The organism is Rhodospirillum centenum SW, assembly GCF_000016185.1.
Classification (GTDB): Bacteria; Pseudomonadota; Alphaproteobacteria; order Azospirillales; family Azospirillaceae; genus Rhodocista; species Rhodocista centena.
In genome coordinates, this window is the sequence record NC_011420.2 from 1,725,585 (window position 1) to 1,751,420 (window position 25,836).

Genomic DNA, 25,836 nt, shown 5'->3' on the forward strand with positions numbered 1-25,836 from the left:
GGGGGTGCAACAGAACCCTTGCAGTGGCGGCTTACCTTCGTTATATACGCCGCCACCCCGGCGATGCCGGGGCCGACACCTCTCCGGCGCTGCCGGGGAGATCGACCGGAGAGTAGCTCAGCCTGGTAGAGCACTGCTTTCGGGAGGCAGGGGCCGGAGGTTCGAATCCTCTCTCTCCGACCAGTTGAAAAGCCCGGCGGGAAACCGCCGGGCTTTTCGCATTCCGGCCCTTATCAATCTGCCCCTAACATCCTGTCCGTACCCTCCGGCCGCCGCGTGACGGCCGACACGGAAGCGCCGCACGGCCGTTGTATGCTGCGCCGGAGGAACAGTCCGACGCCGCCACGGAGGGCCGTCATGTCCCGTATCCGTTTCGCCCCCATCGCTGCCGCCCTGCTGATGACTGCCGGCCCCGCCGCAGCACAGCCGCCGGAGCCCGTCATGCCGTCCGCCAGCCCGGAGACCTGCGTCGAGGTGGACGAGGTGAACGGCTGGTCGGTCACGGGCGACCGCGTCATCGAGTTGCGGGTCGGCGCCAACCGGCTCTACCGCGTGGAGCTGGGCGCCTCGGCCGAGGTGGCCGCCCTGGGCTCCCGCGCCAGGATCAAGCTGGTAGGCAACAGCCTGGGCGATCTCTGCCGCACCAGCGGCGCCGTGGTCGCCGACGGGCGGCGCCTGACCGTGGTGTCGATCACCCGGGTGGACGCCGACGACGGCAGGCAGGCCGCCCCCCGCTGAGTCGCCCGGCCGCGCCTCGCGGCCGCTGCCCCCGCCCTGCCCCCGGCATCCCGCCGGGGCCCTGACCGGAGACATCTGCCCGTGCCCGCCTTCGCGCCCTTCCGGATCACCGTCTGCGGCCTTGAGGAACTGGACTCCCACTGCGAGCGGGGCGTCAGCCATGTCCTCTCCATCCTGGACCCGGACCTGCCGCCGCCCCCCGCCTTCGGCCGATTCGGCGAGCACGCCCGGCTGGACCTGCGCTTCGACGATGTGATCGAGGAGATGCCGGGCAAGCAGGCGCCGCAGCCCGGGCATGTGGCCGCCATCCTGGATTTCGGCCGCGGGCTGGCGGCGGAGGCCGCCGCCGGAACCCAGAGGCCGCACCTGCTGGTCCACTGCCATGCCGGGGTCTCCCGCTTCCACCGCGTCGATGAGCCTGATCCTGGCCCAGGCCCGGCCCGACCGGCCCCCGGGCCGAGGCGCTGGCGGAGGTGGTGCGGATCAGGCCGCAGACCTGCCGAACCTGCGCCTGCTGGAGATGGGCGACGCTCTGCTGGGCCTGGACGGCCGGCTGGTCGCCGCCGCGATGGAGCGCTACCGCGACTACGGCCGTGACAACCCCGAGCATGTCCGCTTCATGCGGCTGGCCGGCCGCGGGCGCGAGGTGGCGCACCTGGAGACGCGCTGACGGGACCAGCGCCCCGTATCTTCCCCGTACCGCCCGCCTGCGCCGGCGAAATCGCGCCACTCAGGCGGGAACCCGGCCCCGTGGAGGCCGTTGACCCGGCGCGTGCCCGCACGCGGACGCCGCCCGAGATGCCGGGACGACCGTCGGCGGGCACCGTCCGAAGGGGAGGATCGACCGCGCATGGCAGCGCAGGACCCGTCAGGCCCGCGGCCGGGAGCCGCCATCCCGGGACCCGCCCCCGGCTGCCGCTTCCGGCTGGACCTGGAACTGGCCATCCGGCGGACCGGCGAGGCCGACCTGGATCGGCTGGAATGGTTCGGGCTCTACAGCGACCACCGGGAGATCATCCGCGCCGCGTTCGAGCGGCAGCGGCTGGGTGAGGTCGCCATGCTGGTCGCGGACCTGGACGGTTTCCCGGTCGGACAGGTCTGGATCGACTTCCGCCGCAGCGGGGAGGCGGACTCCGCCTCGCTCTGGGCCGTGCGCGTGCTGCCCCCCCTGCAAGGCCAGGGGATCGGCGCCCGCCTGATGCGGGCGGCCGAACGGCTGGCCGCCGCCCGCGGACGGGAGATGCTGACCCTGACGGTCGAGCGCAGCAACCCCGATGCCCGCCGCTTCTACGAGCGCCTGGGCTACCGGACCAGCGGCGCGGCGCAGGACTGCTACAGCTACCGCACCCCGCGGGGCGAGCTGCGCCAGATTCCGCTGGACCAGTGGGTGATGACGAAGCGGCTGGCCCCGGAGCACGCCGAATCCCCCTGCGAGGCGGCGACGCGCGGGGGTGGCCGTGCATGATCTGGTGCCGCCCGCGGCGGTGACGGCAGCCGGAACGGCGGCGACCAGAGCGGAGGCCGGCGACGATGCAGCGGCGGACCTGCTGCGCGAGGGGATGCGGCTGGTCGGCAGCGGCCGGCTGCCGGAGGCGATGCTGCTGGCCCGCCGGATGTCGGGAGCGGCCCCCGCCGACTGGCGCGGCTGGCTGCTGCGCGGGCTGGCCGAGCTGCGCGCCCGCACCGTGCCCGCGACGGCCCGCAGCTTCGCGCGCGCCCTGGCCCTGGGCATGGACCCGCTGGAAGCGGTGGAGGCGCGCTGGAAGACCCACATGCTGCTGGGCGACCATGCCCGTGCCTGGGCCCTGTCCGATGCCGTGCTGGCCGGCCGCGCCCCGGAAGAGTTCAACCGGCCCTGGACGCCCTATCACACCCGCTGCGTCTGGAACGGCAGCCCGCTGGAGAACCGGCGGGTGCTGGTGCGCTGCTATCACGGGCTGGGCGACAGCGTGCAGTTCATCCGCTACGCCGCCGTGCTGAAGGCGCGCGGCTGCACCGTCCTGGTCGAGGCGCAGCCGGAGCTGCTGCCGCTGCTGGCCCGGCACCCGGCGATCGACAGGGCGGTGCCGCTGGGCGAGGGCGACGGTCTGGACCGGGATGCCGAGGTGGAGAGCATGGAGCTGTTCCATGCCTGCCGCTGCGGTCCCGATGCGGCGGCGCCCGTGCCCTATCTGGACCCCGGCGACGCATGCCCCGCCCCCCTGCCCCCGGCCGACGGACGGATGCGGGTGGGGCTGGTCTGGCGGGCGGGAGACTGGGACCCGCGGCGGTCCCTGACCGCGGCGGAGCTGGCCCCCGTGCTGGCCGTGCCCGGCGTCCGCTTCGTCAGCCTGCAACGGGGGGCGGAGGAGGACCGGCCGCCGACGACGCTGGCGAGCGATGCGTCCGACGCAGGAATCGACACCCTGGCCGCCACGCTGCGGTGCCTGGACCTGCTGCTGACGGTGGATACCATGGCGGCGCACCTGGCCGGCGCCCTGGGCGTGCCGGCCTGGGTGCTGCTGCATGCGGAAGCCGACTGGCGCTGGGGCTGGCAGGGCACGCGCACGCCCTGGTATCCGGGCCTGCGCCTGTTCCGCCAGCGCCGCCCCGGCCTGTGGGACGGCCCGGTGGCGGATGTGGTGCGGCGGCTGACGGCCACGGCGCGACGGACCGGCGGCCGCTGGACGGGGACAGGCCGGGAGGGCCTGGCCGGGAGGAGCTGACGATGTTCCTGAACCGGGACGAGGCCGGGCGGCGGCTGGCAGAGAGACTGCGGGCAGAGCCCCCGGCCGATCCGGTGGTGCTGGCCCTGCCGCGCGGCGGGCTGCCGGTGGCGGCCCCGGTGGCAGCGGCGCTGGGGGCGCCGCTGGACTTCATGAACGTGCGCAAGATCGGCGCCCCCCAGGACCCCGAACTGGGGCTGGGGGCCGTGGTCGGCGGCGGCGGCGAGCGGCCGGTGACCGTGCTGGACGAGCGGCTGATCCGGCTGCTGCGGGTGGCGCCGGACCATCTGGCCGCCGAGGAGCAGCGGCAACTGGCCGAGATCGAGCGCCGTGCCGCGCACTACCGCGAGGGCCGGCCCGCCATCCCCATCGCCGGCAGGACCGTCATCGTGGTGGATGACGGCATCGCCACCGGCGGCACCCTGCGCGCCGCCCTGCGCGCCCTGCGCCGGCACCGGCCGGCCCGGCTGATCGTGGCCGTGCCGGTGGCCCCGCCCGACGTGCTGGCCGGGCTGGCCGACGCCGCGGACGGGATCGTCTGCCTGGAGAGCCCGGCCGACTTCGGCGCCGTGGGCGCGCATTACGTGGACTTCGACCAGGTTTCCGACGCGGAAGCCATGGCCATCCTGCGCCACGCCGCCCGCCGGACCTGACACGCGGGACCTGACACGCCGGGCAGGCAGGGCCGGGACCGACCCGCGGTCGCCGGCAGCGGAAGCATCACCGGGATTGACGCCGGGACCGCAGGGCGCGACGGTGCGCGGCCCGGGGGCATCCCCCGCGAGAGGGCGAGGAAGAGAGCATGACCGACCGCTTCGTTCCGGCCGAGACCGACATGCTGGTGCTGGTGGACATCCAGCGCGACTTCTGCCCCGGCGGCGCCCTGGCCGTGCCGGACGGCGATGCCGTGGTGCCGGTGGCGAACCGGCTGGCCCGGCGCTTCGCCCATGTGATCCTGACCCAGGACTGGCACGCGCCCGGCCACCGCTCCTTCGCCAGCGCCCATCCCGGCCGGGTGCCGTTCGAGGCGGTGGCGATGCCCTACGGCACCCAGGTGCTGTGGCCTGACCACTGCGTGCAGGGGACGGAAGGGGCGGAGTTCCACCCCGGCCTGGACGTGCCGATGGCGCAGGCGGTGATCCGCAAGGGCTTCCGCCCGGAGATCGACAGCTATTCCGCCTTCTCCGAGAACGACGGCCGGACGCCGACCGGGCTGGCCGGCCTGTTGCGCGAGCGCGGCGTGCGGCGCTGCGTCTTCGCCGGGCTGGCGCTGGATTTCTGCGTCGCCTTCTCGGCCGAGGACGCGGTGCGCTGCGGCTTCGAGGCGCTGGTCGTGGAGGACGGCTGCCGCGCCATCGACACCGGCGGCTCGCTGGCGTCCGCGCGGGCGCGGCTGGCGACGGCCGGCGTTCGCCTGATCCGCAGCGACGGGATCGGAGACTGAGGAGCGGTCAGTAGGGCACGCGGTCAGGCTTCTCCGCCCACGCCCGGAAGACCGTCTGCGCCTCTGCCAGCGGATGGTGATGGCAGGGCAGCCGGCGCTGGGCCGGGGGCAGCGGGATCTGGTCGTAGATCAGGGCGTCATCGAAGCCGATGGCCGCCGCCTCGTCCCGGGTGTTGGCATAGACCAGCCGGTCCAGCCGGGCCCAGTGGATGGCCGCGAGGCACATGGGACAGGGCTCGCAACTGGAATAGACGGTGGCGCCGCGCAGGTCGAACCGGCCCAGCCGGGCGCACGCCTCCCGGATGGCGACGATCTCGGCATGCGCGGTCGGGTCGTTGCTGGAGGTGACGCGGTTCCAGCCTTCCCCCACCACGGTGCCGTCCAGCACGATCACGGCCCCGAACGGGCCGCCCGCCCCGGCGTCCATGCCGTGGCGGGCCAGTTCCGCCGCCCGGCGGAGAAAAAGGGCGTCCTGCGCCTGCATGGGGCTCATCCGAATTTCAACAGCGACGGTGCCTTGTGGATGATCTCTTCCAGGATCATCTCCGCCGTGTCCAGGTCCTGGGTCAGGGCCGCGTCAAGCTTGTCGGCATAGTCCGGCCGGGACAGCTTCTCGTGCGCCTCGTGCAGGCTGCGCAGCTCGGCGATGAAGATGTCCCGCGCCCCCACCGGCAGCATGGTCTTGGCCGACAGCACGAAGAAGAAGCGCATGGAGGCGCGGACCAGAAGGCCCAGCATCAGCATGTCCAGCCGGGCGTACTCCTCCCGCAGTTCCTGGAGACGGGGCGAGGAGAGGTGCTTCAGCCGCCCTTCGATCAGGATGCAGAGCGCCTTGAACTCCCCCACCTTGTTACGGAAGTCGTTGTAGGCGAGGAAACTGTCCTTCGCCGCCTCCTCCTCCGCGTTCTTCGCCAGCCGCACGGCCTCGCGGGCCTGCCCCTCCAGGGCGGCGAGGAGATCCTTCACTTCCTTGTCGGTGTAGGTGCGCTGCTGGGCCACGGCCGATCCATCCTGCCGCCGCGGCCTCCGGAGGCGGGCCATGCCGGCGGCCCCCTGTATAGCCCCGGCTCGGCCGGCGATAAAGCGGTCCTGCTCGCTGCCATCCGGCCGGACCTTGCCGCTGGTCGCAGATCGCGTATAGGCTCCGGCACAATACAACCCAGGCCCGCAGGACACCGGGCCGGACCACGACAGGGAACCCGGATGCTGACGATCACCGGCCTTTGCCACACCTACCCGAACGGTGTGCGCGCCCTCGACGGAATCAACCTGGAGGTGCCGCGCGGCATGTTCGGCCTGCTGGGGCCGAACGGGGCGGGCAAGTCCACGCTGATGCGGACCATCGCCACCCTGCAGACGCCGACCGCCGGCAGCATCCGCTTCGACGGGATGGACGTGCTGGCCGAGCCGATGCGGCTGCGCCAGACGCTGGGCTACCTGCCGCAGGAGTTCGGCGTCTATCCCCGCGTCTCCGCCGAGGACATGCTGGACCATCTGGCGATGCTGAAGGGCATCGTGAACAAGGGCGAGCGCAGGGAGCTGGTGGCCGCCCTGTTGCAGCAGACGAACCTGTACGACGTGCGGAAGAAGGCGCTGACCGGCTTCTCCGGCGGCATGCGCCAGCGCTTCGGCATCGCCCAGGCGCTGATCGGCAACCCCGCCCTGATCATCGTGGACGAGCCGACGGCCGGGCTGGACCCGGAGGAGCGGAACCGCTTCCACAACCTGCTGGCGGAGATCGGCGAGCACGTCGTGGTCATCCTGTCCACCCACATCGTGGAGGACGTGTCCGACCTCTGCCCGCGCATGGCGATCATCGTCGGCGGCCGCATCGTCGCCGAGGGCGAACCGCATGCCCTGGTGGAGGCCTTGCACGGGCGCGTCTGGCGCAAGGTCGTGGCGCGCCAGGAGGTGGAGGCCTACCGCAGCGGCTTCCGCGTCATCGCCACCCGGCTGGTGGCCGGCCGCACCGTGCTGCATGTCCTGGCCGACACGCATCCGGGCGAGGGCTTCGAGCCGGTGCCGGGCGACCTGGAGGACGTCTACTTCGCCACGCTGGCCGAAACCCGGGCCGCGGGCCCGGCCCGCGCCGCGGCCTGATCCGCAGCCGACACCGGGGGTCCATCCATGTTCGGCCGCATCGCCGCCTTCGAGCTGCGCTACCAGCTCCGCCAGCCCGCCTTCTGGGTCAGCTTCCTGAGCTTCTTCCTGCTGACCTTCCTGTCGATGGTGATCGACAACGTGCAGATCGGATCGGGCGGGGGCACGCATGCCAACTCGCCCTTCGCCGTGGTCCAGACCATGCTGATCATGAGCCTGATCGGCATGTTCATTCCCGTCTCGATCATCCCCGGCACGGTCCTGCGCGACCCGGAGTCGGGGATGGCGGGCATCGTCTATTCCTATCCGCTCCGGCCCCTGCCCTTCCTGATGGGGCGCTTCACCGGCGCCTACATCGCCGTGATCCTGGGCTTCCTGGGAGCGCCCCTGGGCACCGCCCTGGGCAGCTTCATGTGGTGGCTGGACCCGGAGACGCTGGGGCCGTTCCGCCCCGGCGACTATCTCTATGCCCTGGGCGTGATGGTGATGCCCAACCTGCTGGTGACCAGCGGGCTGTTCTTCGCCGTGGCCGCCGCGACGCGCAGCCAGTTCGCCGTCTACAGCAGCCTGATCGCGCTGCTGGTGCTCTGGGTCACCTCCCGCCAGCTCATCGACGGGCCGGAGACGCAGACGCTGGAGGCCATGCTGGACCCGTTCGGCATCGTCGCCAGCGGCCAGGTGATGCGCTACTGGACGGTGTTCGAGCGCAACGGGATGCTGGTGCCGTTCGACGGGCTCCTGCTCTGGAACCGGGTGCTCTGGCTGGGCATCGCCGTCGTGCTGGTCGGCCTCGCGCTGGCGCTGTTCCGCTTCAGGACGCAGCCGCGCAGCGAAGGCCGGCGGCGCCGGCTGGCAGAGAAGGCGGAAGCGGCCCCGGTCGCTCCCGCCCGTCGTCCGCCGGCGGCAGCCCGCCGTGCCGCTCCCGGTGCCGCGGCGTGGCGCCAGCTTGCCGCCCGCACCCGGCTGGAGGCCGTGGGCGTGATGAAGAGCCCCGGCTTCCTGGTGATCCTGGCCCTGGGCATCTTCAACACGACCGGCGCCCTGATCGGGATGGACCAGCTCTACGGCACCGAGGTCTATCCGGTGACGCGGGTGGTGACGAACCTGATCATGGGGGCGTTCAGCATCGTGCCCCTGATCGTGCTGGTCTACTACTCGGCCGAACTGGTCTGGCGTGACCGGCAGCAGAAGACGCATGAGATCGTCACCGCCTGCCCGGTGCCGGGCTGGGTCTTCGTGCTGTCCAAGCTGACGGCGATGACCGTGGTGGTGGCCGCGCTGTTCACGGTGGCGACGCTGGTCGGCATCGTCAGCCAGCTCCTGCGCGGCTTCACCGCCATCGAGCTGGACCTGTATCTCGGGCAGCTTTTCTTCTTCTTCGGCGTGCCGCTGATGTTCATCGGCGTGCTGTCGATCCTGGTGCAGGCCCTGTCGCCGAACAAGTTCGTCGGCATGCTGCTGGTGGTCGGCTTCTTCCTGCTGACCATCGTCGCCGCCCAGATGGGGCTGTCGGACAACCTGCTGATCTATGGCAGCACGCCGTCGGTGCCGCTGTCGGACATGAACGGCTGGGGCCACTTCGCCAAGGCCGCGCTGTGGTTCATGCTGTACTGGGGCTTCGCCGCGGGGCTGCTGATGGTGCTGGCCCACCGGCTCTGGCCGGGGGCCGTGCCGGCGCCGCTGGGGCAGCGGCTGAGGGGGCTGGGCCGCGGCTGGACGCCCGCCTCCGCCACGCTGGCGGCGGCCTGCCTGACCGGCTTCGTCGGGACCGGCGGCTGGATCGCCTACAACACGCACGTCCTGAACGAGGTCGTCTCCAACGACGCGCAGCTCGACCGGCAGGCGGTGTTCGAGCGGACCTACCGCCAGTACGAGGACGTGCCGCAGCCGATCATCACCGACGTGAAGGTCGATATCGACCTCTATCCTGAGATCCGCCGCTACGAGGCGCGCGGCCGCTACGTGCTGGAGAACCGCACCGGCCAGCCGCTGGGCGAGGTCCATGTCCTCTACAGCCCCGATGTGGACGTGGTGGACCAGGCCATCCCCGGCGCCCGGACGACGCACGAGGACCGCGACTTCAACTACTTCATCTTCGCGCTGGACACGCCGCTGGAGCCCGGCGGGACCCTGGACCTTTCCTTCACCACGCGGCAGGAGAATCCGGGCTTCAAGAACGACGGGGACGTGACCAGCATCCTCTACAACGGGTCGTTCCTGAACAACATGGAGGTGGCGCCCTTCATCGGCTTCTCCCGCGACATGCTGCTGAAGGACCGCAACGAGCGGCGCAAGCGCGGGCTGGAGCCGCTGGACCGCATGGCGAAGCTGGAGGACGAGGAGGCGCGGCGGCACAACTATCTGCGCCGGGACAGCCACTGGGTCGGTTTCGAGACCACCGTCTCCACCAGCCCGGACCAGATCGCCATCGCCCCCGGCTACCTGCAACGGGAGTGGATGGAGAACGGCCGGCGCTACTTCCATTACAGGATGGATGCGCCGATCCTGAACTTCTATTCCTGGCTGTCGGCGCGCTACACGGTGGCGACGGACAAATGGAAGGACGTGGACCTGTCCGTCTACTACCATGCGCCGCACGCCTACAACGTGCCGCGCATGCTGGATGCGATGAAGAAGTCGCTGGACTACTTCACGGCCGCCTTCTCGCCCTACCAGCACCGGCAGCTCCGCATCCTGGAGTTCCCGGCCTACCAGAGCTTCGCCCAGTCCTTCCCCAACACGGTGCCCTATTCCGAGTCCATCGGCTTCATCGCCGACAACCGCGATCCGGAGGACATCGACTATGTCTTCTATGTCACGGCGCATGAGGTGGCGCATCAGTGGTGGGCGCACCAGGTGATGGGCGGCGACGTGCAGGGATCGACCCTGCTGTCGGAGACGCTGGCCCAGTATTCCGCCCTGATGGTCATGGAGAAGGAATACGGACCGGACAAGATCCGCCGCTTCCTGAAGTACGAGCTTGACCGCTACCTGCGCGGTCGCGGGGGCGAGGAGCGCGAGGAACTGCCGATCTACCGGGTGGAGAACCAGCAGTACATCCATTACCGCAAGGGGTCGCTGGTGATGTACGCGCTGAAGGACCAGATCGGGGAGGACATGGTGAACCGCGCCCTGGCCCGGCTGGTGAAGGAGACCGGCTACAGGTCCGATCCCTACCCGACCAGCCTGGACCTGCTGCGCATCCTGCGCGAGGAGGCGGGGCCGGAGCACCAGCAGCTCATCACCGACCTGTTCGAGCGGATCGTGCTCTACGACCTGAAGGTGGCCTCGCACACGGTGGAGCGGACCCCAGACGGCAAGTTCAAGGTCCGGCTGACGCTGGCCGCCGGCAAGGCGGAGGCCGATGGCGAGGGCCGAGAGACGCCGCTGCCGCTGGACGACCGCATCGACATCGGTGTGTTCGCCAAGGACCCGGCGGACCCCGGCTTCTCCGCAGCCGACGTGATCTATCTCCAGAAGCACCGGATCGACAGTGCCGATCCCGTGATCGAGCTGGTGGTGGACCGCGAGCCGGCGGCGGTGGGCGTCGATCCGTACAACAAGCTGATCGACCGCAACTCCGACGACAACCTGGCCCGCCATGCGCCGGCCGCCACCCTGCCTGCGGGCGGCGGTGGCGGCGCCCAGCCGGTGAGCCGGTGAGCCGCTGGCCGGTGAGCCGCTGACCGGGGGCGCGGATGAGTCGTTGAGGGGACCCGCTGCGGCGGGGGATGCGGGGGGCCTCCGGGTCGCGTAGAGTGCGGCCCGGAACCCGACCCGCCATCCCCTGCCGGCCTCCCCCTCTCCCAGCAGCATCGGGGGGCCGGGGCCTGGAGACGACCCCGCCTTGTCCGCCCACCGCGCCGCCGCCCCCTTCATCCTTGTCACCCTGCTGCTCGACGTGCTGGCCTTCGGCCTGGCCATCCCGGTGATGCCGGAGCTGGTGCGCCGGCTGGTCGGCGGCGATCTGGACGTGGCGGCGACCTGGACCGGCATCCTGCTGGCCGGCTTTTCGCTCATGCAGTTCCTGTTCGCGCCGGTGCTGGGGGCGCTGAGCGACCGTTTCGGGCGGCGGCCGGTGCTGCTGGCCTCCGCCATCGGGACGGCGGTGGACCATCTGATCGTCGCCTTCTCCCCCACCATCTGGTGGCTGCTGGCCGGACGCCTGTTGAGCGGGGTGACGGCAGCCAGCTTCACCACCTGCAACGCCTACATCGCCGACGTGACCCCGCCGGAGAAGCGGGCCAAGGCGTTCGGCATGCTGGGAGCGGCCTTCGGCATCGGCTTCGTGCTGGGGCCGCTGGCCGGCGGTCTGCTGGGCTCGATCGACCCACGCCTGCCCTTCCTGGCGGCGGCGGGCCTTTCTTTCCTGAGCTTCCTCTACGGCCTGTTCGTCCTGCCGGAGTCGCTGCGGGCGGAGCACCGCCGCGCCTTCTCCTGGCGGCGCGCCAACCCGGCCGGGTCGCTGAAGGCCCTGGCCCGGCATCCGGTGGTGAAGGGACTGGCCGCAGCGAACGTCTGCAACTTCCTGGCCTTCGGGGCGCTGCACTCGGTCTGGGTGCTCTCCACCACGGCCCGCTTCGGCTGGGGCAGCTTCGAGAACGGCCTGTCGCTGACGACCGTCGGGCTGGCGACCGCCTTCGTGCAGGGGGCGCTGGTCGGGCCGCTGGTGGCGAAGCTGGGCGACAAGCGCGCGCTCATTGCCGGGGCGATGACCAACGCCGCGGCCTATGCCGTCTACGCCCTGGCGCCCGCGGGCTGGGTGTTCCTGTCGGGGATCGCGCTGGGCGCGCTGGGCGGCATCGCCGGACCGGCGCTGCAGGGCATCATCAGCCGCATCGTCGGCGCCGACGAACAGGGCTCCATCCAGGGCGCCATGGCCAGCCTGAACAGCCTGACCATGATCGTGGCACCGATGATCGGCAGCACCCTGCTGGCGGTCTTCTCCGCCCCCGGGGCGCCGCTGCACCTGCCCGGCATGCCGTTCCTGTTCGGCGCCGCCATGCTGGTGAGCGCGGCGGGCATCGCCGCCCTCACCCTGCGCCGCGGCGGCGGGCTGCCGGCGGACGACCGGGACGGCGGGAGCGGCCCCCTGCCCGTGCCCGACGCGGTGCCCGCCACGGCAACCGCGCGGGAGTGAGGGGGAAGCACCGGACGTCGGGTATCGGGCGTGAAACCGGCGAGCGGAGCCGCTGACTCACTGAGAGGGATTCCCAAGGCCGGCAATCCGTGATTCGATTCCCCATCGCGATGGGGAGGAGCGAATGCCAGCGGCGTTGCCGATCCGGGAAGACCTGAGCGCCAGCGAATTGCGTGCCCTGGCGCGTCGGGAGAGCAAAGGGCGGGTGGCGGCGCGGATGTTCGCCATCGCCCATGCGCTCGATGGGGTGAGCCGGGCGGAAGCGGCGCGGCTGGCCGGCATGGACCGCCAGGCCCTGCGCGACGCGGTTGTGCGCTACAACGCGGAAGGCGTAGCCGGGCTCTACGACCGCCCGCTGCCCGGCCGGCCGGAGTGGCTGAGCGAAGGCGAGCAGGCGACGCTCAAGGCCATCATCCTCGCCGGCCCCGATCCCAAGCGGCATGGCTGCGTGGAATGGACCCTGCCGATCCTGTGCGAGGTGATCGCCGAACGCTTCGCCAAGACGCTGCATCCGGCCAGCCTCTCGCGCATCGTGCGCCGGCTCAACCTGTCGAAGCAGAAGACGCGGCCCCGCCACCCGCAGTCCGACGCCAAGGCCCAGGCCGCCTTCCAAAAAAGGGGCTGCGCGAAGCGCTGAAGGCCGCAGGTACCGCGCATCCGGAGCGTCGCCTTCAACTCTGGTTCCAGGACGAAGCCCGCATCGGCCAGAAGGGCCGCACCGCACACCGCTGGTGGGAGCGCGGGCAGCGCCCACTCGGGTTGTGCGACAAGCGTTTCACCTCGGCCTGGCTCTACGCCGCCGTCTGCCCGGCCAGCGGCGCCGACTTCGCGCTGGTGATGCCGACCGTCTCCACTGCCGTCATGAGCCTGTTCCTGGACGGCTTCTCCCGGAGCCTGGAACCGGACATCCAGGCGGTGCTCGTGCTCGATCAGGCCGGCTGGCACGGCTCACGGGCGCTGGTCGTCCCGGACAACATCACGCTGGTCCCGCTCCCGCCCTACAGCCCCGAACTCAACCCGGTCGAGCGCGTCTGGCTGTACCTGCGCGAGCGCTTTCTGTCCCACCAGATCCTGGACGACTACGACGCCGTCGTCCAAGCCTGCTGCGACGCCTGGAACGCCCTCACCGCCACACCAGAACGTCTACGCTCCCTCACCAGCTATCCGTGGCTCCCATGTGTCAATGCTTAGGCGCGGCGGTATGAAACCGTCAGCCCCGCCTTATGCCAAGGGGGGGCCGGGCCTGCCGGGATTCCGGTTGATCGAACAGAACAGGCCCCGGGATCGCTCCCGGGGCCTGTCGTGAAGGCGGTCCTGGTGACGCGCGTCACTCGACCATTTCGGGGACCTTCTCCTCCTCCCGGCCGGGCTTGGGCTCGATGTAGGTGAAGTCGAGCTTGTCGTCCTTCACCACCACCTTCACCCCACCGCCCTTGGCGAGGCGGCCGAACAGCAGTTCCTCGGCCAGCGGCTTCTTGACGTGCTCCTGGATGGTGCGGGCCAGCGGGCGGGCGCCCATCACCGGGTCGTAGCCCTTGCGGGCCAGCCAGTCGCGCGCCTCGTCCGACAGCTCGATGGTGACACCGCGGTCGCTGAGCTGGGCCTCCAGCTCCATCACGAACTTGTCCACGACGCGGGCGACCGTCTCCTGGGTCAGGCCGGCGAAGGCGACGATGGCGTCAAGCCGGTTGCGGAATTCCGGCGTGAACATCTTCTTGATCGCTTCCTCGTCCTCCCCGACCCGGACCTCGCGGCCGAAGCCGATGGCGGCCTTGGCCATGTCGGCGGCGCCGGCATTGGTGGTCATGATCAGGATGACGTTGCGGAAATCGACCGTCTTGCCGTTATGGTCGGTCAGCTTGCCGTGGTCCATGACCTGCAACAGGATGTTGTACAGGTCCGGATGGGCCTTCTCGATCTCGTCCAGCAGCAGGACGCAGTGCGGGTGCTGGTCCACGGCGTCCGTCAGCAGGCCGCCCTGGTCGAAGCCGACATAGCCCGGCGGGGCGCCGATCAGACGGCTGACCGTGTGCCGCTCCATGTATTCCGACATGTCGAAGCGGGTCAGCTCGATGCCCAGGGTGCGGGCGAGCTGCTTCGCCACCTCGGTCTTGCCGACGCCGGTCGGGCCGGAGAAGAGATAGTTGCCGATCGGCTTCTCCGCATCGCGCAGGCCGGCACGGGCCAGCTTGATGGCGGAGACGAGGGTGTCGATCGCCTGGTCCTGGCCGAAGACCATGGTCTTCAGGTCGCGCTCCAGGTTCTGCAACACCTCCTTGTCGTCGCGGCTGACCGACTTGGGCGGGATGCGCGCGATCTTGGCGACCACGGCCTCCACATCCTTCTGGGTGATGGTCTTCTTCCGCCTGGACTCCGGCACCAGGGCCTGGGCGGCGCCGACCTCGTCGATCACGTCGATCGCCTTGTCGGGCAGCTTGCGGTCCCCGATGTACTTGGCCGACAGCTCCACCGCCGAGCGGATGGCGTCGCGCGTGTAGCGGACGCGGTGGTACTTCTCGTAGTAGGGCTTGATCCCTTCCAGGATCTTCACCGCGTCGTCGATCGACGGCTCGTTGACATCGATCTTCTGGAAGCGGCGGACCAGCGCCCGGTCCTTCTCGAAGTAGTTGCGGTATTCCTTGTAGGTGGTCGAGCCGATGCAGCGCAGCGCGCCGCTGGCCAGGGCCGGCTTCAGCAGGTTCGAGGCGTCCATCGCCCCGCCGGAGGTGGCGCCGGCGCCGATCACCGTATGGATCTCGTCGATGAAGAGGATCGAGCCTTCCAGCGCCTCCAGCTCAGAGATGACGCTCTTCAGCCGCTCCTCGAAGTCGCCGCGGTAGCGGGTGCCGGCCAGCAGCGCGCCCATGTCGAGCGCGAAGATGGTGGCATTCTTCAGGATCTCCGGCACCTCGCCATGGACGATGCGGCGGGCCAGACCCTCGGCGATGGCGGTCTTGCCCACGCCGGGATCGCCGACATAGAGCGGATTGTTCTTGGAGCGGCGGCAGAGGATCTGGATGGTCCGCTCCACCTCCTGCTCCCGGCCGATCAGCGGGTCGATCTTGCCGCTGGCCGCCTTCTTGTTGAGGTTGACGCAGTACGCTTCGAGGGCCTCGGTGCCTTTCTTCACGACCTTCTCCGCCTGGGCGTCATCGTCCGCCCCCGAGGCGCGCTTCGTTTCGGAGCGGCCGGGAGCCTTGGCGATGCCGTGAGAGATGTAATTCACCGCGTCGAACCGGGTCATCTCCTGCTCCTGCAGGAAATAGACCGCGTGGCTCTCGCGCTCGGAGAACAAGGCAACCAGCACATTGGCTCCCGTCACCTCTTCACGGCCGGAACTCTGGACGTGGATCGCCGCCCGTTGCAGGACGCGCTGGAAGCCTGCGGTCGGTTTGGCGTCATCCGGACGGTTGGTGATCAGGTTGGAGAGTTCGTTGTCGAGATATTCGACAAGGTCGGCGCGGATCTTCTGCATGTCCACGCCGCAGGCGCGCAGGACGGCGACCGCGTCCTGATCTTCTGTCAGGGCAAGGAGGAGATGTTCGAGGGTGGCGTACTCGTGGCGGCGCTCATTGGCGAAGGCCAGGGCTCGGTGGAGCGTCTGCTCGAGGTTACGCGACAGCATTCCGGGCTAATCCTTCTCCAGGGTGCATTGCAGAGGGTGCTGATGCTGGCGGGCGAAATCCATCACCTGCGTGACCTTCGTTTCCGCCACCTCGTAGGTGAAGACACCGCAGACCCCCACGCCACGGCGGTGGACGTGCAGCATGATCCGCGTGGCCTCCTCCCGGTTCTTGTTGAAAAAACGCTCCAGAACGTGAACGACGAACTCCATCGGGGTGTAGTCGTCGTTCAACATCAGAACCTTGTACATCGAGGGCTTCTTGGTCTTGGGCTTGGCCTTGACGACCACACCCGTCGAAGGTCCCTCGTCCCCGTGCTTGTCACTGTCGGCCATGGCTTTCTGGGGTCGCGGTCACGAACGGTCTTCCTACGTCCAATCATATGAAATCCGAGGCGCCGGTTGGAAGGGGCGACTTGCGCCGCAGACCGGACAACCCTTGCAATATCCTTACGGACAGCCCCGGGCCGTCCGTCCGGACACCCGCCCCGGACCCGGAAACAGAAAACCCGGCGGTTGATTGCCGCCGGGTTTCCCTGGAGGCGGCACGGCGCACCGTCCCGCAGATGTCACGCCGTCCGGCGGTCAGGCGGCGAGCTTGGGCTTCGCCATCTGCTCCACCGCGGCGTTGACGCGGGCGGAGAGCGGCTCCAGCGCCTCGTTCGTCACCTTCACCGACATCTCGGAGACCTTCGTCGCCTCGGCGATCAGGCTGTCGAAGCTGGCGCGGGCGAATTCGGTCTGGAGATCGACCAGCTCGCGCAGGGTCTTCACCCCCAGCATGGCCTTGGCGGCGGAGACGTTCTGCTCCACCTGGGTCTGGGTGAAGGCGAGCATGGCCTTGGACAGGTTCTCGAAGCCGCGGGCCATGATGGTGCCGGACCGCATCAGCGCGTCGATGTTGTCCTTCTGGAAGCCGGCGGCGTCGTCATAGACCTGGAACGCCTGACGGGTGGCCTTCTCGACCTGCCCCTTGGTGTAGGTCAGGGCCTCTTCGACCTTCCGGGTCGCGGCGTCCTGCATGCCCTGCGCGGTTGCTTCAGTGGTGCCGGTGGTCTGCTCCACAGCCGCGTCGGCGGCCTTCCTCGTGCGCGTCGTCATCGCTGATCTCCTCCGGACGCCGGTCCCGTCGCGGGCCCCGGGGTCCCCTGGTTGCGTCCTGCCGGCCGCGGCGGTTCCGCCGGCCGGCAGCGTGCCGACTGCGCGTCGGACCCCAGGCCGGAGGCGCCGGCCCGGACAGCGCCGGGCGGAACCAGGGCGGGCCGGACCGTGGCGGACACGGGACCGGGCGGGATCATGTTGCAGTGCAGCACAACCCTTATATCGGCGATCCGCAGGCATGGTCAACCAGGTTTTTGTGCAATGCAATATACCCTTATGGGGAGAGTGGCTGCTTGAGCCCCGGACGGAGGCGTGACAGCCGGACGGAGGCGTGACAGGATGTCCGCCGTGCGGAACGACCGGCCCCAGCCATGACCTACTGCCTCGGCATCAAGATCCGCGACGGGCTGATCGGCCTGTCCGACGGGCGCATCACCAGCGGCACGCAGGTCTCGGCCGCCCGCAAGATCGTCATGATGGGTGACGGCATGGCGGGCGACAGGATGGTGGGCGACAGGATGGTGGGCGACGGCGACCATCGCTTCTTCGTCATGACCTCGGGCCTGCGCAGCGTGCGCGACAAGACCCTGGCCTATCTCCGCCGCGACATGGCCCGGCCGGGCGCGCGCCCGCTGACGACGATGCTGGAGGCGGTGGGCGCCTTCACCACCTGCCTGCGCGCCGTGGCGAAGGAGGACAAGGCCAGCCTGGAGGAGTCCAAGCTGGCCTTCAACCTGCACGCCATCATCGGCGGCCGGCTGCGCGACGATGCCGAGCCGACCATGTACCTGGTCTATCCCGAGGGGAACTGGATCGAGGTGGACGAGCGCACCCCCTATCTCAGCATCGGCGCCACCACCTACGGCAAGCCGATCCTGGACCGGGCGCTGCGCACCGACACGCCGATGGCGACGGCACTGAAGATCGCCTACCTGTCCTTCGACAGCAGCCGCTTCAGCTCGGCCGACGTGGGCTATCCGGTCGATCTGGTCACCCTGCACGCCCGCGACCGGCGCTGGCGCGAGGCGCAGTTCGACTATGATGACCTGATCGAACAGCGGCACTGGTGGAACCGGCACATCACCGATCTGGCCAACGCCCTGCCGGACACGCCCTGGGTGGACCGGCTGCTGCCGGAAACGGGGACCGGCCCGTCCTGACGGCGGCCCGGGCCGGACCGCCGGAGCGGAGGACGGCCCCCGGACGGAAGCCCACACCGGGACGGAAGCCCGCACCGGGACGGAAGCCCACCTCGTCCGCCTGCCCCGGCCCGGTGGTGTAGGCCGCCAGGAAGTAGAACCCCCCGTGGCAGCCGGTGGCGAACCAGCGCAGCCTGCTGGCGCTGAGGTCGAGGTGGGACGCCTCGCCGCGGAAGGCCCCGCCGAGGGCGAGGCGCAGCACCACCGCCTGGAACTGCTCCGCCGTCAGGTCCAGCCGGTGGACATCGCCCCCGGCCGCGGTGAAGGGATCGCCCGGCCCGATGGCGGCGACGCTGGGCACGGCCAGCTCCCGCGCCTCGAAGACGCCGCCCGCCTCCGGCAGCCCGGCCAGATCGAAGACCCGCACCGGCTCGCCCGGACGGGCAGCGTTGAAGACCATGCGGTAACGGTCCGTCGTGCCGGCGCGGCAGTCCTGCCGCAGATCCTCGCCATGCAGGTAGCCGCCCCAGGTCAGCCCGGCAGGCGGCCGGGCCGGGGACGGCGGAGCGGCTGCGGTACCGCACCCCGCCAGCGATGCGGCCAGCAGGACCGCCAGAACCGCGGACGTCTGGGACTGTCGCATGGGGACAACATGGGAACGCCGGCCGCAGACGGCGAGGTGCTTGTCACAGGCCGGCAGCGGCCCGGGATGGTACATGCGGATGTCACAGTGGAGGGCGGAAATGTGACCGAAGTCGAAACCCGCTCTCAACGAATCTCTGGTAGACACTGATTTGCTTCGCATTTACCCTGACCGACAAAGGTTGGGGGCGGCTTCGGCGAGGGGGCATTCCATCGTGACGACGACGAGCGAGAACCGACCGTTGGCGGCAACGGTCCGATTGGGGCGGCTGTTCCTGCTGCTTCCCCTTCTGGCGCTCCTGCTCGCGGCCCCCGGCACGGCCCTGGCCAAGTACGCCTCCATCGTCATCGACGCCGAAACCGGCGAGATTCTGCATGCGGCCAGCGCCGACACGCGGAACTTTCCCGCCTCGATGACGAAGATGATGACTCTCTACATGACCTTCGACGCGCTCGACGCGCGCAAGCTGACGCTGGACCAGCGGCTGAAGGTGTCGTCCCGTGCCGCCGGCATGGCGCCGTCGAAGCTGGGGCTGAAGCCGGGCGAGACCATCCGCACCGAGGACTGCATCCTGTCCCTGGTCACCAAGTCGGCCAACGACTGCGCCGTCGTGCTGGCCGAGGCGATCGGCGGGACGGAGACCGAATTCGCCCGCATGATGACGGACCGGGCGCGGGCGCTGGGCATGCGCCGCACCACCTTCCGCAACGCCTCGGGCCTGCCCAATGCCGGCCAGCTCTCCACCGCGCGGGACATGGCACGGCTGGCGCAGGCGCTGATCCAGGACCATGCGAAGTACTATCCGTACTTCAGCACCCGCCAGTTCACCTACAAGGGCGTCACCCACGGCAACCATAACCGGCTGATGGCGCGCTACCGCGGGATGGACGGGCTGAAGACCGGCTTCATCCGCGCCTCGGGCTTCAATCTCGCGGCCTCGGCCGTGCGCGACGGGCGCCGCCTGATCGGCGTCGTCTTCGGCGGCGAGACGGCCGTCTGGCGTGACAACCACATGGCCGACCTGCTGGACAAGGCCTTCGAGGGCCGCGCGACGCCGATGCTGGTCGCCTCGGCCGAGCGGGTGCAGGCCCCCGGAAAGGCGTCGCGCCGGACCCCGGCCAGCCCCACGCCCGGCCGCAAGCCGGACGAGAGCGGCTCGGTCGTCACCGCCATGGCGAACGCGGCAGAAGCCGTGGCCCGCAGTGCCGGCGACCTGCAACTGGTCAGCTCCGCCATCGCCGCACCGGCCGCTCCGGCAGCGAAGAAGGCACCCGGCGGCTGGGGCATCCAGGTCGGTGCCTTCAATGACCGCAGTGCCAGCCAGCGTGCCGTCGCCAATGCCACGCAGCGCGCCCCAGCCCTGCTGGACCGCGCCATCCCGCACGTCATGGAGGTCAGTACCGGCAAGGGCAGCCTGTACCGTGCCCGGTTGATGGGGCTGGACGAAAAGACCGCCCGCCGGGCCTGCGCCCAGCTTGCCAAGGCCGGCCAGGGCTGCCTGACCGTGCCGCCGCAGCAGGGCCTGTGACCCCCGGCGGCACCCCCGCTCCCGTTCCGCCGGCCCGATGAACCCGCCACGACCCGCTGGGGAGGCCAGCCCCGGTTCCGTGCTGCCGCCGGCCGGTCCGGGCACGCCCGGCTATGCCGACATGGCGGTCGCCGCCGGCGACCGCTTCTGGCGCTATCCGGTGGGCCTGCTGCTGGCCGTGCTCTGGCTGCTGGCGGCGACGGCGGTGATGCTGCTTCTGCTCGATCCTGCCCTGCACCGGCTGGCAGAGAGCATGACGCCCGGCACCGCGGCCACCCTGGTGGGCGATCTCACCGGCGTGCTGCCGCTGCTGCTGAGCCTGGGCACGCTGGTGCCCTTCCTGGCCGTCGTGCTGCCCTGGCTGCACCGGCGCCCCTTCCGGGACCTGATCGCGCCCGGCGCCCGGCGCGGCCTCGACTGGGGCATGGCGGGCCGTTCCGCCCTGCTCTGGGTCGGGCTGGCGGTTGCCGAATCCCTGGTCCGGATGCCACTGGAAACGGCGCTGGGGACGCAGGATGCGCTGGGACTGACGGGGGTGGAGCCGCTGCGGCTGGCGCTCTATGCGGCCGTGCTGCTGCCCGTGATCCTCCTGCAGGTGTCGGCGGAGGAACTGCTGTTCCGCGGCTACCTGTTCCAGGGCACCCGGCTGCTGCTGCGCCCCCTCTGGGCGGCGCTGCCACCGGCCCTGCTGTTCGCCCTGGGGCATCTGGGGGCGGATGCCCAGCACGGCCTGCTGGCCTATCCGCTGTTCGTCGTGCTGGGGCTGTTCCTGGCGGCGGTGACGGTGGTGGCCGACCGGATCGAGGCCGCGGTCGGCATCCATTTCGCCCAGAACACGATGGCGATCCTGCTGGTCGGCAGCATCGCCCCGGACAAGCCGGCGCTGGCGCAGACGGCGGACCTGACGATCGGCTGGCCCGATCTCGTGTCGCTGGCCGTCGTCATGGCCGCCTATCTCTTCATCGGCTTCCGGCTGGGCTGGGTGCGCAAGCGGCGGGCATAACGCCCACCGCCCTCCCGACAGGCGAACGGGGCGCCCCTTGCGGCGGCGCCCCGTTCCAGAACTTCACCCTGCCGGAGGCGGAGGGGTCAGAACCCCTCCGGCGCGGCGATGCCGCTGAGCTTGAGCTGCTCCCGGATCGACGCCTTCAGCCGCTCCAGCCCCTCGGCGCTGTACGCCTCGGCGCGGGCGACCAGCACGTCCTGGGTGTTGGAGGCGCGCAGCAGCCACCAGCCGTCCGGCGTCGTCACGCGCACGCCGTCGATGTCGTTGACCTGGGCACCGGAGGCGCGCACCCGCTCCTGGATCTCGCGGACGGAGGCGAACTTGCGCTCCTCGTCCACCTGGAAGCGGACCTCCGGCGTGTTCAGCACGGCCGGCAGCCGGTCGCGCAGGGCCGAGAGCGGGCCCGTGCGGCTGACCAGCCCGATCAGGCGGACGGCGCAGTAGAGCGCGTCGTCGAAGCCGTAGTACTTGTCGGCGAAGAAGATGTGGCCGGACATCTCGCCCGCCAGCGGGCTGCCCGTCTCCGCCATCTTGGCCTTCAGCAGCGAGTGGCCGGTCTTCCACATCAGCGGATGGCCGCCCAGGCGCGCGATCTCGTCGAACAGGGTCTGGCTGGCCTTGACGTCGGCGATGATGGTGGCGCCGGGATGCGTCTTCAGCACGTCGGCGGCGTAGATGGCGATGAGCTGGTCGCCCCAGACGATGCGGCCCTTCTCGTCGATGGCGCCGATGCGGTCGCCGTCGCCGTCGAAGGCGATGCCGATCGCCGCCTTTTCGGCGTGCAGGCGCTCGGTGATGTCTTCCAGATTCTCCGGCACCGTCGGGTCCGGATGGTGGTTCGGGAAGGTGCCGTCGATGTCGTCGAAGAGGGTGACGTGCTCGCCCGGCAGCTTCTTAACCAGCCGGCGCAGGATGTCGCCGGTGGCGCCGTTGCCGGCGTCCCAGACGACCTTCAGCGGCGTCGTGCCGTCATAGTCCTGGAGCAGCCGGTCCACATAGACATCGCGGATGTCCACCGTCTCGGCACTGCCCTCGCCGGTCACGAAGTCCCCGGCGGCGGCGATCCGGCCGATCTCCAGGATCGTCTCGCCGAAGACCGGGGCCTTGCCCAGCATCATCTTGAAGCCGTTGTAGTCCGGCGGGTTGTGCGAGCCGGTGATCATGATGCCGGCGTCGGCCGGCAGATGCCGGGTGGCGAAGTAGAGCATCGGCGTCGGGCCGAGGCCGATGCGGACGACGTGCAGGCCGGTGGAGGTCAGCCCCTCGACCAGGGCCGCTTCCAGCCCCGGTGAGGAGAGCCGCCCGTCATAGCCGACGGCGACGCGCTTGCCGCCGCTGCGGGCGACCATGCTGCCGAAGGCGCGGCCGATGGCGCGGGCGTCGTCGGGCCCGAGGGTTTTGCCGATGATCCCGCGGATGTCGTATTCGCGCAGGACGGTGGGATGGAACTGATAGGCAAGACTCATGTCGGCACCTGTTCAGATCACGCCTGCTCGCGGGCGGGCTTCTTGAGAAGGGAGGGACGGCCGATGGAATGGTAGTCGAAGCCGGCCATTTCCATGTCCTCGGCCGTGTAGACGTTGCGCAGATCGACCATCACCGGGGCCTTCATCACCTCGCGCACGCGGCGCAGGTCGAGCGCACGGAACTCGTTCCATTCGGTGATGATGACGGCGCAGTCCGCCCCGTCCAGGGCGGCGTAGGCGTCGGGGCACCAGGTCACGTCGGGCAGCATCCGTGCCGCCTCGTGCATGCCGGCGGGGTCGAAGGCGTGGACCGCGGCCCCGGCGGCCTGCAACGCCGGAATGATGTCCAGCGAGGGCGCGTCGCGCATGTCGTCGGTGTTGGGCTTGAAGGTCACGCCCAGCACGCCGATCCGCCGCCCCTCGACGGAACCGCCGCAGGCGGCGACGACGCGGTCCGCCATGGCCTTCTTGCGCCGGTCGTTGACGTCCACCACCGTCTCGACGATGCGCAGGGGCGACCCGGCGTCGGCGGCGGTGCGGACCAGGGCCAGCGTGTCCTTGGGGAAGCAGGAGCCGCCGTAGCCCGGGCCTGGGTGCAGGAACTTCTTCCCGATGCGGCCGTCCAGCCCGATGCCCTTGGCGACGTCGTGGACATCCGCGCCGACGCGCTCGCAGAGGTCGGCGATCTCGTTGATGAAGGTGATCTTGGTGGCGAGGAAGGTGTTCGCCGCGTACTTGATCAGCTCCGCCGTCTCCAGGCTGGTCATGACGATCGGCGTCTCGATCAGGTAGAGCGGCCGGTAGAGCCCCCGCATCACCGCCCGCGCCCGGTCGCTGTCGGTGCCGATCACCACCCGGTCGGGGCGCAGGAAGTCGCCGATGGCGGAGCCTTCGCGCAGGAACTCGGGATTGGAGCAGACATCGAAGTCCGCCTCCGGCCGGGTGCGGCGGACGATCCGCGCCACCTCCCGCCCGGTGCCGACGGGCACGGTCGATTTCGTGACGATGACGGTATAGCTGTCCGGGTCCAGGGCGCGGGCGATCTCTTCCGCCGCGGCATAGACGTAGGACAGGTCGGCATGGCCGTCACCGCGGCGCGAGGGGGTGCCGACGGCGATGAACACGGCGTCCGCGCCGCGCACGCCCTCGGCCAGATCGGTGGTGAAGGAGAGCCGGCCGGCCTTGGCGTTCTTCGCCACCAGATCGTCGAGCCCGGGCTCGTAGATCGGGATTTCGCCGCGCTTCAGCCGCTCGATCTTGGACTGGTCCTTGTCGACGCAGACGGTATCGACGCCGAACTCCGAGAAACACGCGCCGGAGACAAGGCCGACATAGCCTGTCCCGATCATGGCAATGCGCATGGGGACTCCTTATCGCCTGAACCCGGACCGGACACCCCTGCCCCGGTCCGGGGCCGGGGCGACGGGATCCGTCACAGCATCTCCTTGAGGGCGGCGCGGACCTTCGCGGCCATGTCCGGCCGTTCCAGCGCATAGGCCACGTTGGCCAGCACGAAGCCCAGCTTGTCGCCGCAGTCGAAGCGCCGGCCCTCGAAACGGAAGCCGTGGAAGGGCTGGCGGCCGATCAGCCGGGCCATCGCGTCGGTGAGCTGGATCTCCCCGCCCGCCCCCTTCTCGAAGCGCGACAGGTGGTCGAAGATCTCCGGCTGGAGGATGTAGCGGCCCTGGATCGAGAGGTTGGACGGCGCCACCGACGGGTCCGGCTTCTCCACCAGCCCCTTCACCTTGATGGTGCGGCCGGAGGCATCGCCGTCCACGTCCAGGATGCCGTACTTGTTCGTCTGCTCGCGCGGGACCTCGAAGACGGACAGCAGGTTCCCGCCGACCTCGCGGTAGGCGTCCATCATCTGCACGAGGCAGGGACGCTCGCCCAGCACCTGCTCGTCGGGCAGCAGCACGGCGAACGGCTCGTTGCCGATGAACTCCCGCGCACACCAGACGGCGTGGCCCAGCCCCAGAGGCTGCGCCTGACGCACATAGGACAGGTTGCCGGATTCGATCTGGATGTCCTCGACGATCTTCAGCAGGTCGGTCTTGCCGCGGCTGCGCAGCGTCTCGTTCAGCTCGAAGTTGAGGTCGAAATGGTCTTCCAGCGGGCTCTTGCCGCGGCTGGTGACGAAGCAGAACATCTCGATCCCGGCTGCCTTCGCCTCATCCACCGCATGCTGGATCAGAGGCTTGTCCGCGAGCGGCAGCATCTCCTTGGGAATGGCCTTGGTCGCGGGAAGGAAGCGGGTCCCGAGGCCCGCGACCGGGAAGACGGCCTTGCGCACAGGTCTGGACATCACGATCCCTGGTATTTCCGTGGCGGAAACATGAAGTTGGGGAACTCGCAGAGCGGGGCACGGGCGGACCGTCCGGCCGCCCTTCTTGTGCCACAGCCCTAAACGCACTGGCAACTGAGCCGGATCGCGGGCGGACCGGAACGGAAGTCTAGGAACCGGCCCGCGCCCTGCCCAGGAGGATGTCCTTCGCCTGGTTGATCCTGGCGGCAATGTAGGTGGAGCCCCCCTGATCGGGGTGGTTCTTCAGCATGAGGCGACGGTGCGCCTCCTTCACGGCGGCCTCGTCCGCCCCTGGCTCCAGGCCCAGGACCTGCCACGCCTCGTCCCGCGTCATGCCGCCGGACCCGCCGCGGGCAGCGCCTGCGCCACCCTGCCCTGCGCCCCCCTGGCCCGCCCCGGCCGACTCCGCCCCCTCCCCGCGCCAGTCTGGATGGGCGCGGTCCAGATAGGCTTCCAGCAGCGGCACGGACTGGGGATCGTGGGCGCGCAGCTCCTCCAGCAGGTCCGCCAGCTCGGCCTGCGACATCTGCGACAGGACGCGCCCGGCCGCGGCACCCGCCCGGACCTCCCCGTCCATCTGACCGCTGTCATGGTCGAGCCACATGCGCAGGCCGGCGGTCTCGATCGTGCTGGACTGGCCCGGCGTCGGCCCCAGCGCCGCCTTCGCCCGCGCCAGCAGCCCCCGCCAGCGCAGGAAGAAGGGCAGGAGCAGCGGCAGGGCGTAGAGCACCTGGACGAAGCGGCCGCTGACCAGCAGCAGCATGACCACCCCGACGCCGACCGCGACGGCCGTCCAGCGCAGCACTGCGGCGAGCCGGTGCGGATCGGCCGTGGCGAGGCCGCGGACCAGGAGATAGAGGCCGAGGAGAAGGCCGGTGCCGAGAAGAAGATACGCCATC

The 25,836-nt window shown here is 70.2% G+C and carries 23 protein-coding genes and 1 tRNA gene; 14 read left to right on the forward strand and 10 right to left on the reverse strand.

What is annotated here, in order from left to right:
* Nucleotides 1-106 precede the first annotated feature (106 nt).
* The 7 genes from RC1_RS08030 (at nt 107) to pncA (ending at nt 4,887) form a co-directional block, all read left to right on the forward strand.
* A tRNA-Pro gene (locus tag RC1_RS08030) sits at nt 107-183 on the forward strand.
* 174 nt (nt 184-357) lie between these two features.
* A complete protein-coding gene (locus RC1_RS08035) occupies nt 358-738 on the forward strand; it encodes a hypothetical protein (RefSeq protein ID WP_012566861.1) in 381 nt (126 codons plus the stop codon).
* A gap of 382 nt (nt 739-1,120) precedes the next feature.
* Nucleotides 1,121-1,408 carry a hypothetical protein gene (locus RC1_RS22105; protein ID WP_012566862.1) on the forward strand — a complete coding sequence of 96 codons (288 nt, stop codon included), beginning with the start codon at nt 1,121-1,123 and terminating at the stop codon, nt 1,406-1,408.
* A 180-nt stretch (nt 1,409-1,588) separates the two neighbouring features.
* A complete protein-coding gene (locus RC1_RS08045) occupies nt 1,589-2,203 on the forward strand; it encodes a GNAT family N-acetyltransferase (RefSeq protein WP_012566863.1) in 615 nt (204 codons plus the stop codon).
* Entirely contained in the window at nt 2,190-3,443 is a 1,254-nt protein-coding gene (locus tag RC1_RS08050; RefSeq protein WP_012566864.1) for a glycosyltransferase family protein, read from the forward strand. Before RC1_RS08045 ends, RC1_RS08050 begins: the two co-directional genes overlap by 14 nt.
* Nucleotides 3,444-3,445: 2 nt before the next feature.
* A complete protein-coding gene (locus tag RC1_RS08055) occupies nt 3,446-4,096 on the forward strand; it encodes a phosphoribosyltransferase (RefSeq protein WP_012566865.1) in 651 nt (216 codons plus the stop codon).
* A 149-nt stretch (nt 4,097-4,245) separates the two neighbouring features.
* Entirely contained in the window at nt 4,246-4,887 is a 642-nt protein-coding gene (gene pncA, locus RC1_RS08060; protein WP_012566866.1) for a bifunctional nicotinamidase/pyrazinamidase, read from the forward strand.
* A 7-nt stretch (nt 4,888-4,894) separates the two neighbouring features.
* Here the strand turns inward: pncA and RC1_RS08065 are convergent, their stop codons facing one another.
* Together RC1_RS08065 and RC1_RS08070 are read right to left on the reverse strand one after the other, a co-directional pair.
* Nucleotides 4,895-5,380 (reverse strand): nucleoside deaminase, encoded by a 486-nt coding sequence (locus RC1_RS08065; RefSeq protein ID WP_272912053.1) that lies wholly within the window; start codon nt 5,378-5,380, stop codon nt 4,895-4,897.
* On the reverse strand, nt 5,377-5,886 hold the full coding sequence (locus RC1_RS08070; protein WP_041785222.1) for a hypothetical protein: 510 nt from the start codon (nt 5,884-5,886) through the stop codon (nt 5,377-5,379). Before RC1_RS08070 ends, RC1_RS08065 begins: the two co-directional genes overlap by 4 nt.
* Nucleotides 5,887-6,090: 204 nt before the next feature.
* On the opposite strand from RC1_RS08070, the gene RC1_RS08075 reads away from it, so the two are divergent.
* The 4 genes from RC1_RS08075 to RC1_RS20730 all read left to right on the forward strand — a co-directional run bounded on the left by RC1_RS08075 (nt 6,091) and on the right by RC1_RS20730 (nt 13,318).
* Nucleotides 6,091-6,987 (forward strand): ABC transporter ATP-binding protein, encoded by an 897-nt coding sequence (locus tag RC1_RS08075; RefSeq protein ID WP_012566869.1) that lies wholly within the window; start codon nt 6,091-6,093, stop codon nt 6,985-6,987.
* Between the two features lie 27 nt (nt 6,988-7,014).
* The gene (locus tag RC1_RS08080; protein WP_012566870.1) at nt 7,015-10,650 is read left to right on the forward strand and encodes a M1 family aminopeptidase; all 3,636 of its coding nucleotides are present in this window, start codon (nt 7,015-7,017) and stop codon (nt 10,648-10,650) included.
* A gap of 184 nt (nt 10,651-10,834) precedes the next feature.
* Nucleotides 10,835-12,127 carry a TCR/Tet family MFS transporter gene (locus RC1_RS08085; RefSeq protein ID WP_012566871.1) on the forward strand — a complete coding sequence of 431 codons (1,293 nt, stop codon included), beginning with the start codon at nt 10,835-10,837 and terminating at the stop codon, nt 12,125-12,127.
* A 124-nt stretch (nt 12,128-12,251) separates the two neighbouring features.
* Nucleotides 12,252-13,318, forward strand: a protein-coding gene (locus RC1_RS20730) for an IS630 family transposase (RefSeq protein WP_085978996.1) whose coding sequence is annotated in 2 segments (ribosomal slippage) — nt 12,252-12,737 and nt 12,740-13,318 — 1,065 coding nt in all. Because the reading frame shifts where the segments join, the coding sequence is not laid out codon by codon here.
* Between the two features lie 136 nt (nt 13,319-13,454).
* Here RC1_RS20730 and clpA read toward each other — a convergent pair.
* The 3 genes from clpA to RC1_RS08110 all read right to left on the reverse strand — a co-directional run bounded on the left by clpA (nt 13,455) and on the right by RC1_RS08110 (nt 16,850).
* Nucleotides 13,455-15,752, reverse strand: coding sequence for an ATP-dependent Clp protease ATP-binding subunit ClpA (gene clpA / locus RC1_RS08100; protein WP_012566874.1), 2,298 nt, complete (start codon nt 15,750-15,752; stop codon nt 13,455-13,457).
* Nucleotides 15,753-15,758: 6 nt separating this feature from the next.
* Nucleotides 15,759-16,085 (reverse strand): ATP-dependent Clp protease adapter ClpS, encoded by a 327-nt coding sequence (gene clpS, locus RC1_RS08105; protein WP_012566875.1) that lies wholly within the window; start codon nt 16,083-16,085, stop codon nt 15,759-15,761.
* Nucleotides 16,086-16,334: 249 nt separating this feature from the next.
* On the reverse strand, nt 16,335-16,850 hold the full coding sequence (locus RC1_RS08110; protein ID WP_012566876.1) for a phasin family protein: 516 nt from the start codon (nt 16,848-16,850) through the stop codon (nt 16,335-16,337).
* 371 nt (nt 16,851-17,221) lie between these two features.
* Between RC1_RS08110 and RC1_RS08115 the strand changes: the two genes are divergently transcribed.
* The gene (locus tag RC1_RS08115; RefSeq protein WP_012566877.1) at nt 17,222-18,010 is read left to right on the forward strand and encodes a proteasome-type protease; all 789 of its coding nucleotides are present in this window, start codon (nt 17,222-17,224) and stop codon (nt 18,008-18,010) included.
* Here the strand turns inward: RC1_RS08115 and RC1_RS20030 are convergent.
* Nucleotides 17,931-18,632 (reverse strand): hypothetical protein, encoded by a 702-nt coding sequence (locus RC1_RS20030; protein WP_148213417.1) that lies wholly within the window; start codon nt 18,630-18,632, stop codon nt 17,931-17,933. The two genes, RC1_RS08115 and RC1_RS20030, sit on opposite strands and share 80 nt — an antisense overlap.
* 214 nt (nt 18,633-18,846) lie before the next feature.
* On the opposite strand from RC1_RS20030, the gene RC1_RS08125 reads away from it, so the two are divergent.
* Nucleotides 18,847-20,160 (forward strand): D-alanyl-D-alanine carboxypeptidase, encoded by a 1,314-nt coding sequence (locus tag RC1_RS08125; RefSeq protein WP_234703849.1) that lies wholly within the window; start codon nt 18,847-18,849, stop codon nt 20,158-20,160.
* A 79-nt stretch (nt 20,161-20,239) separates the two neighbouring features.
* Nucleotides 20,240-21,163, forward strand: a complete 924-nt coding sequence (locus tag RC1_RS08130) for a CPBP family intramembrane glutamic endopeptidase (protein ID WP_012566879.1) — start codon at nt 20,240-20,242, stop codon at nt 21,161-21,163.
* Between the two features lie 86 nt (nt 21,164-21,249).
* Here RC1_RS08130 and pgmG read toward each other — a convergent pair whose 3' ends face one another.
* The 4 genes from pgmG to RC1_RS22110 all read right to left on the reverse strand — a co-directional run bounded on the left by pgmG (nt 21,250) and on the right by RC1_RS22110 (nt 25,835).
* A complete protein-coding gene (gene pgmG / locus RC1_RS08135; protein ID WP_012566880.1) occupies nt 21,250-22,632 on the reverse strand; it encodes a phosphoglucomutase/phosphomannomutase PgmG in 1,383 nt (460 codons plus the stop codon).
* Nucleotides 22,633-22,649: 17 nt separating this feature from the next.
* Nucleotides 22,650-23,993: a UDP-glucose dehydrogenase family protein gene (locus RC1_RS08140; RefSeq protein WP_012566881.1), complete on the reverse strand. Its 1,344-nt coding sequence runs from the start codon at nt 23,991-23,993 to the stop codon at nt 22,650-22,652.
* 71 nt (nt 23,994-24,064) lie between these two features.
* Nucleotides 24,065-24,937: a UTP--glucose-1-phosphate uridylyltransferase GalU gene (galU, locus tag RC1_RS08145; RefSeq protein WP_012566882.1), complete on the reverse strand. Its 873-nt coding sequence runs from the start codon at nt 24,935-24,937 to the stop codon at nt 24,065-24,067.
* A 148-nt stretch (nt 24,938-25,085) separates the two neighbouring features.
* A complete protein-coding gene (locus RC1_RS22110) occupies nt 25,086-25,835 on the reverse strand; it encodes a DnaJ domain-containing protein (RefSeq protein ID WP_012566883.1) in 750 nt (249 codons plus the stop codon).
* Nucleotide 25,836 lies beyond the last annotated feature (1 nt).

What these genes read in the sequence shown, in the direction of transcription:
- RC1_RS08035 (WP_012566861.1), top strand. Translation starts at nt 358, where the DNA reads ATGTCCCGTATCCGTTTCGCCCCCATCGCTGCCGCCCTGCTGATGACT.
- RC1_RS22105 (WP_012566862.1), top strand. Translation starts at nt 1,121, where the DNA reads ATGCCGGGGTCTCCCGCTTCCACCGCGTCGATGAGCCTGATCCTGGCC.
- RC1_RS08045 (WP_012566863.1), top strand. Translation starts at nt 1,589, where the DNA reads ATGGCAGCGCAGGACCCGTCAGGCCCGCGGCCGGGAGCCGCCATCCCG.
- RC1_RS08055 (WP_012566865.1), top strand. Translation starts at nt 3,446, where the DNA reads ATGTTCCTGAACCGGGACGAGGCCGGGCGGCGGCTGGCAGAGAGACTG.
- pncA (WP_012566866.1), top strand. Translation starts at nt 4,246, where the DNA reads ATGACCGACCGCTTCGTTCCGGCCGAGACCGACATGCTGGTGCTGGTG.
- RC1_RS08065 (WP_272912053.1), bottom strand. Translation starts at nt 5,380, where the DNA reads ATGAGCCCCATGCAGGCGCAGGACGCCCTTTTTCTCCGCCGGGCGGCG.
- RC1_RS08075 (WP_012566869.1), top strand. Translation starts at nt 6,091, where the DNA reads ATGCTGACGATCACCGGCCTTTGCCACACCTACCCGAACGGTGTGCGC.
- RC1_RS08080 (WP_012566870.1), top strand. Translation starts at nt 7,015, where the DNA reads ATGTTCGGCCGCATCGCCGCCTTCGAGCTGCGCTACCAGCTCCGCCAG.
- clpA (WP_012566874.1), bottom strand. Translation starts at nt 15,752, where the DNA reads ATGCTGTCGCGTAACCTCGAGCAGACGCTCCACCGAGCCCTGGCCTTC.
- clpS (WP_012566875.1), bottom strand. Translation starts at nt 16,085, where the DNA reads ATGGCCGACAGTGACAAGCACGGGGACGAGGGACCTTCGACGGGTGTG.
- RC1_RS08110 (WP_012566876.1), bottom strand. Translation starts at nt 16,850, where the DNA reads ATGACGACGCGCACGAGGAAGGCCGCCGACGCGGCTGTGGAGCAGACC.
- RC1_RS08115 (WP_012566877.1), top strand. Translation starts at nt 17,222, where the DNA reads ATGACCTACTGCCTCGGCATCAAGATCCGCGACGGGCTGATCGGCCTG.
- RC1_RS20030 (WP_148213417.1), bottom strand. Translation starts at nt 18,632, where the DNA reads ATGCGACAGTCCCAGACGTCCGCGGTTCTGGCGGTCCTGCTGGCCGCA.
- pgmG (WP_012566880.1), bottom strand. Translation starts at nt 22,632, where the DNA reads ATGAGTCTTGCCTATCAGTTCCATCCCACCGTCCTGCGCGAATACGAC.
- RC1_RS08140 (WP_012566881.1), bottom strand. Translation starts at nt 23,993, where the DNA reads ATGCGCATTGCCATGATCGGGACAGGCTATGTCGGCCTTGTCTCCGGC.
- galU (WP_012566882.1), bottom strand. Translation starts at nt 24,937, where the DNA reads ATGTCCAGACCTGTGCGCAAGGCCGTCTTCCCGGTCGCGGGCCTCGGG.
- RC1_RS22110 (WP_012566883.1), bottom strand. Translation starts at nt 25,835, where the DNA reads ATGGCGTATCTTCTTCTCGGCACCGGCCTTCTCCTCGGCCTCTATCTC.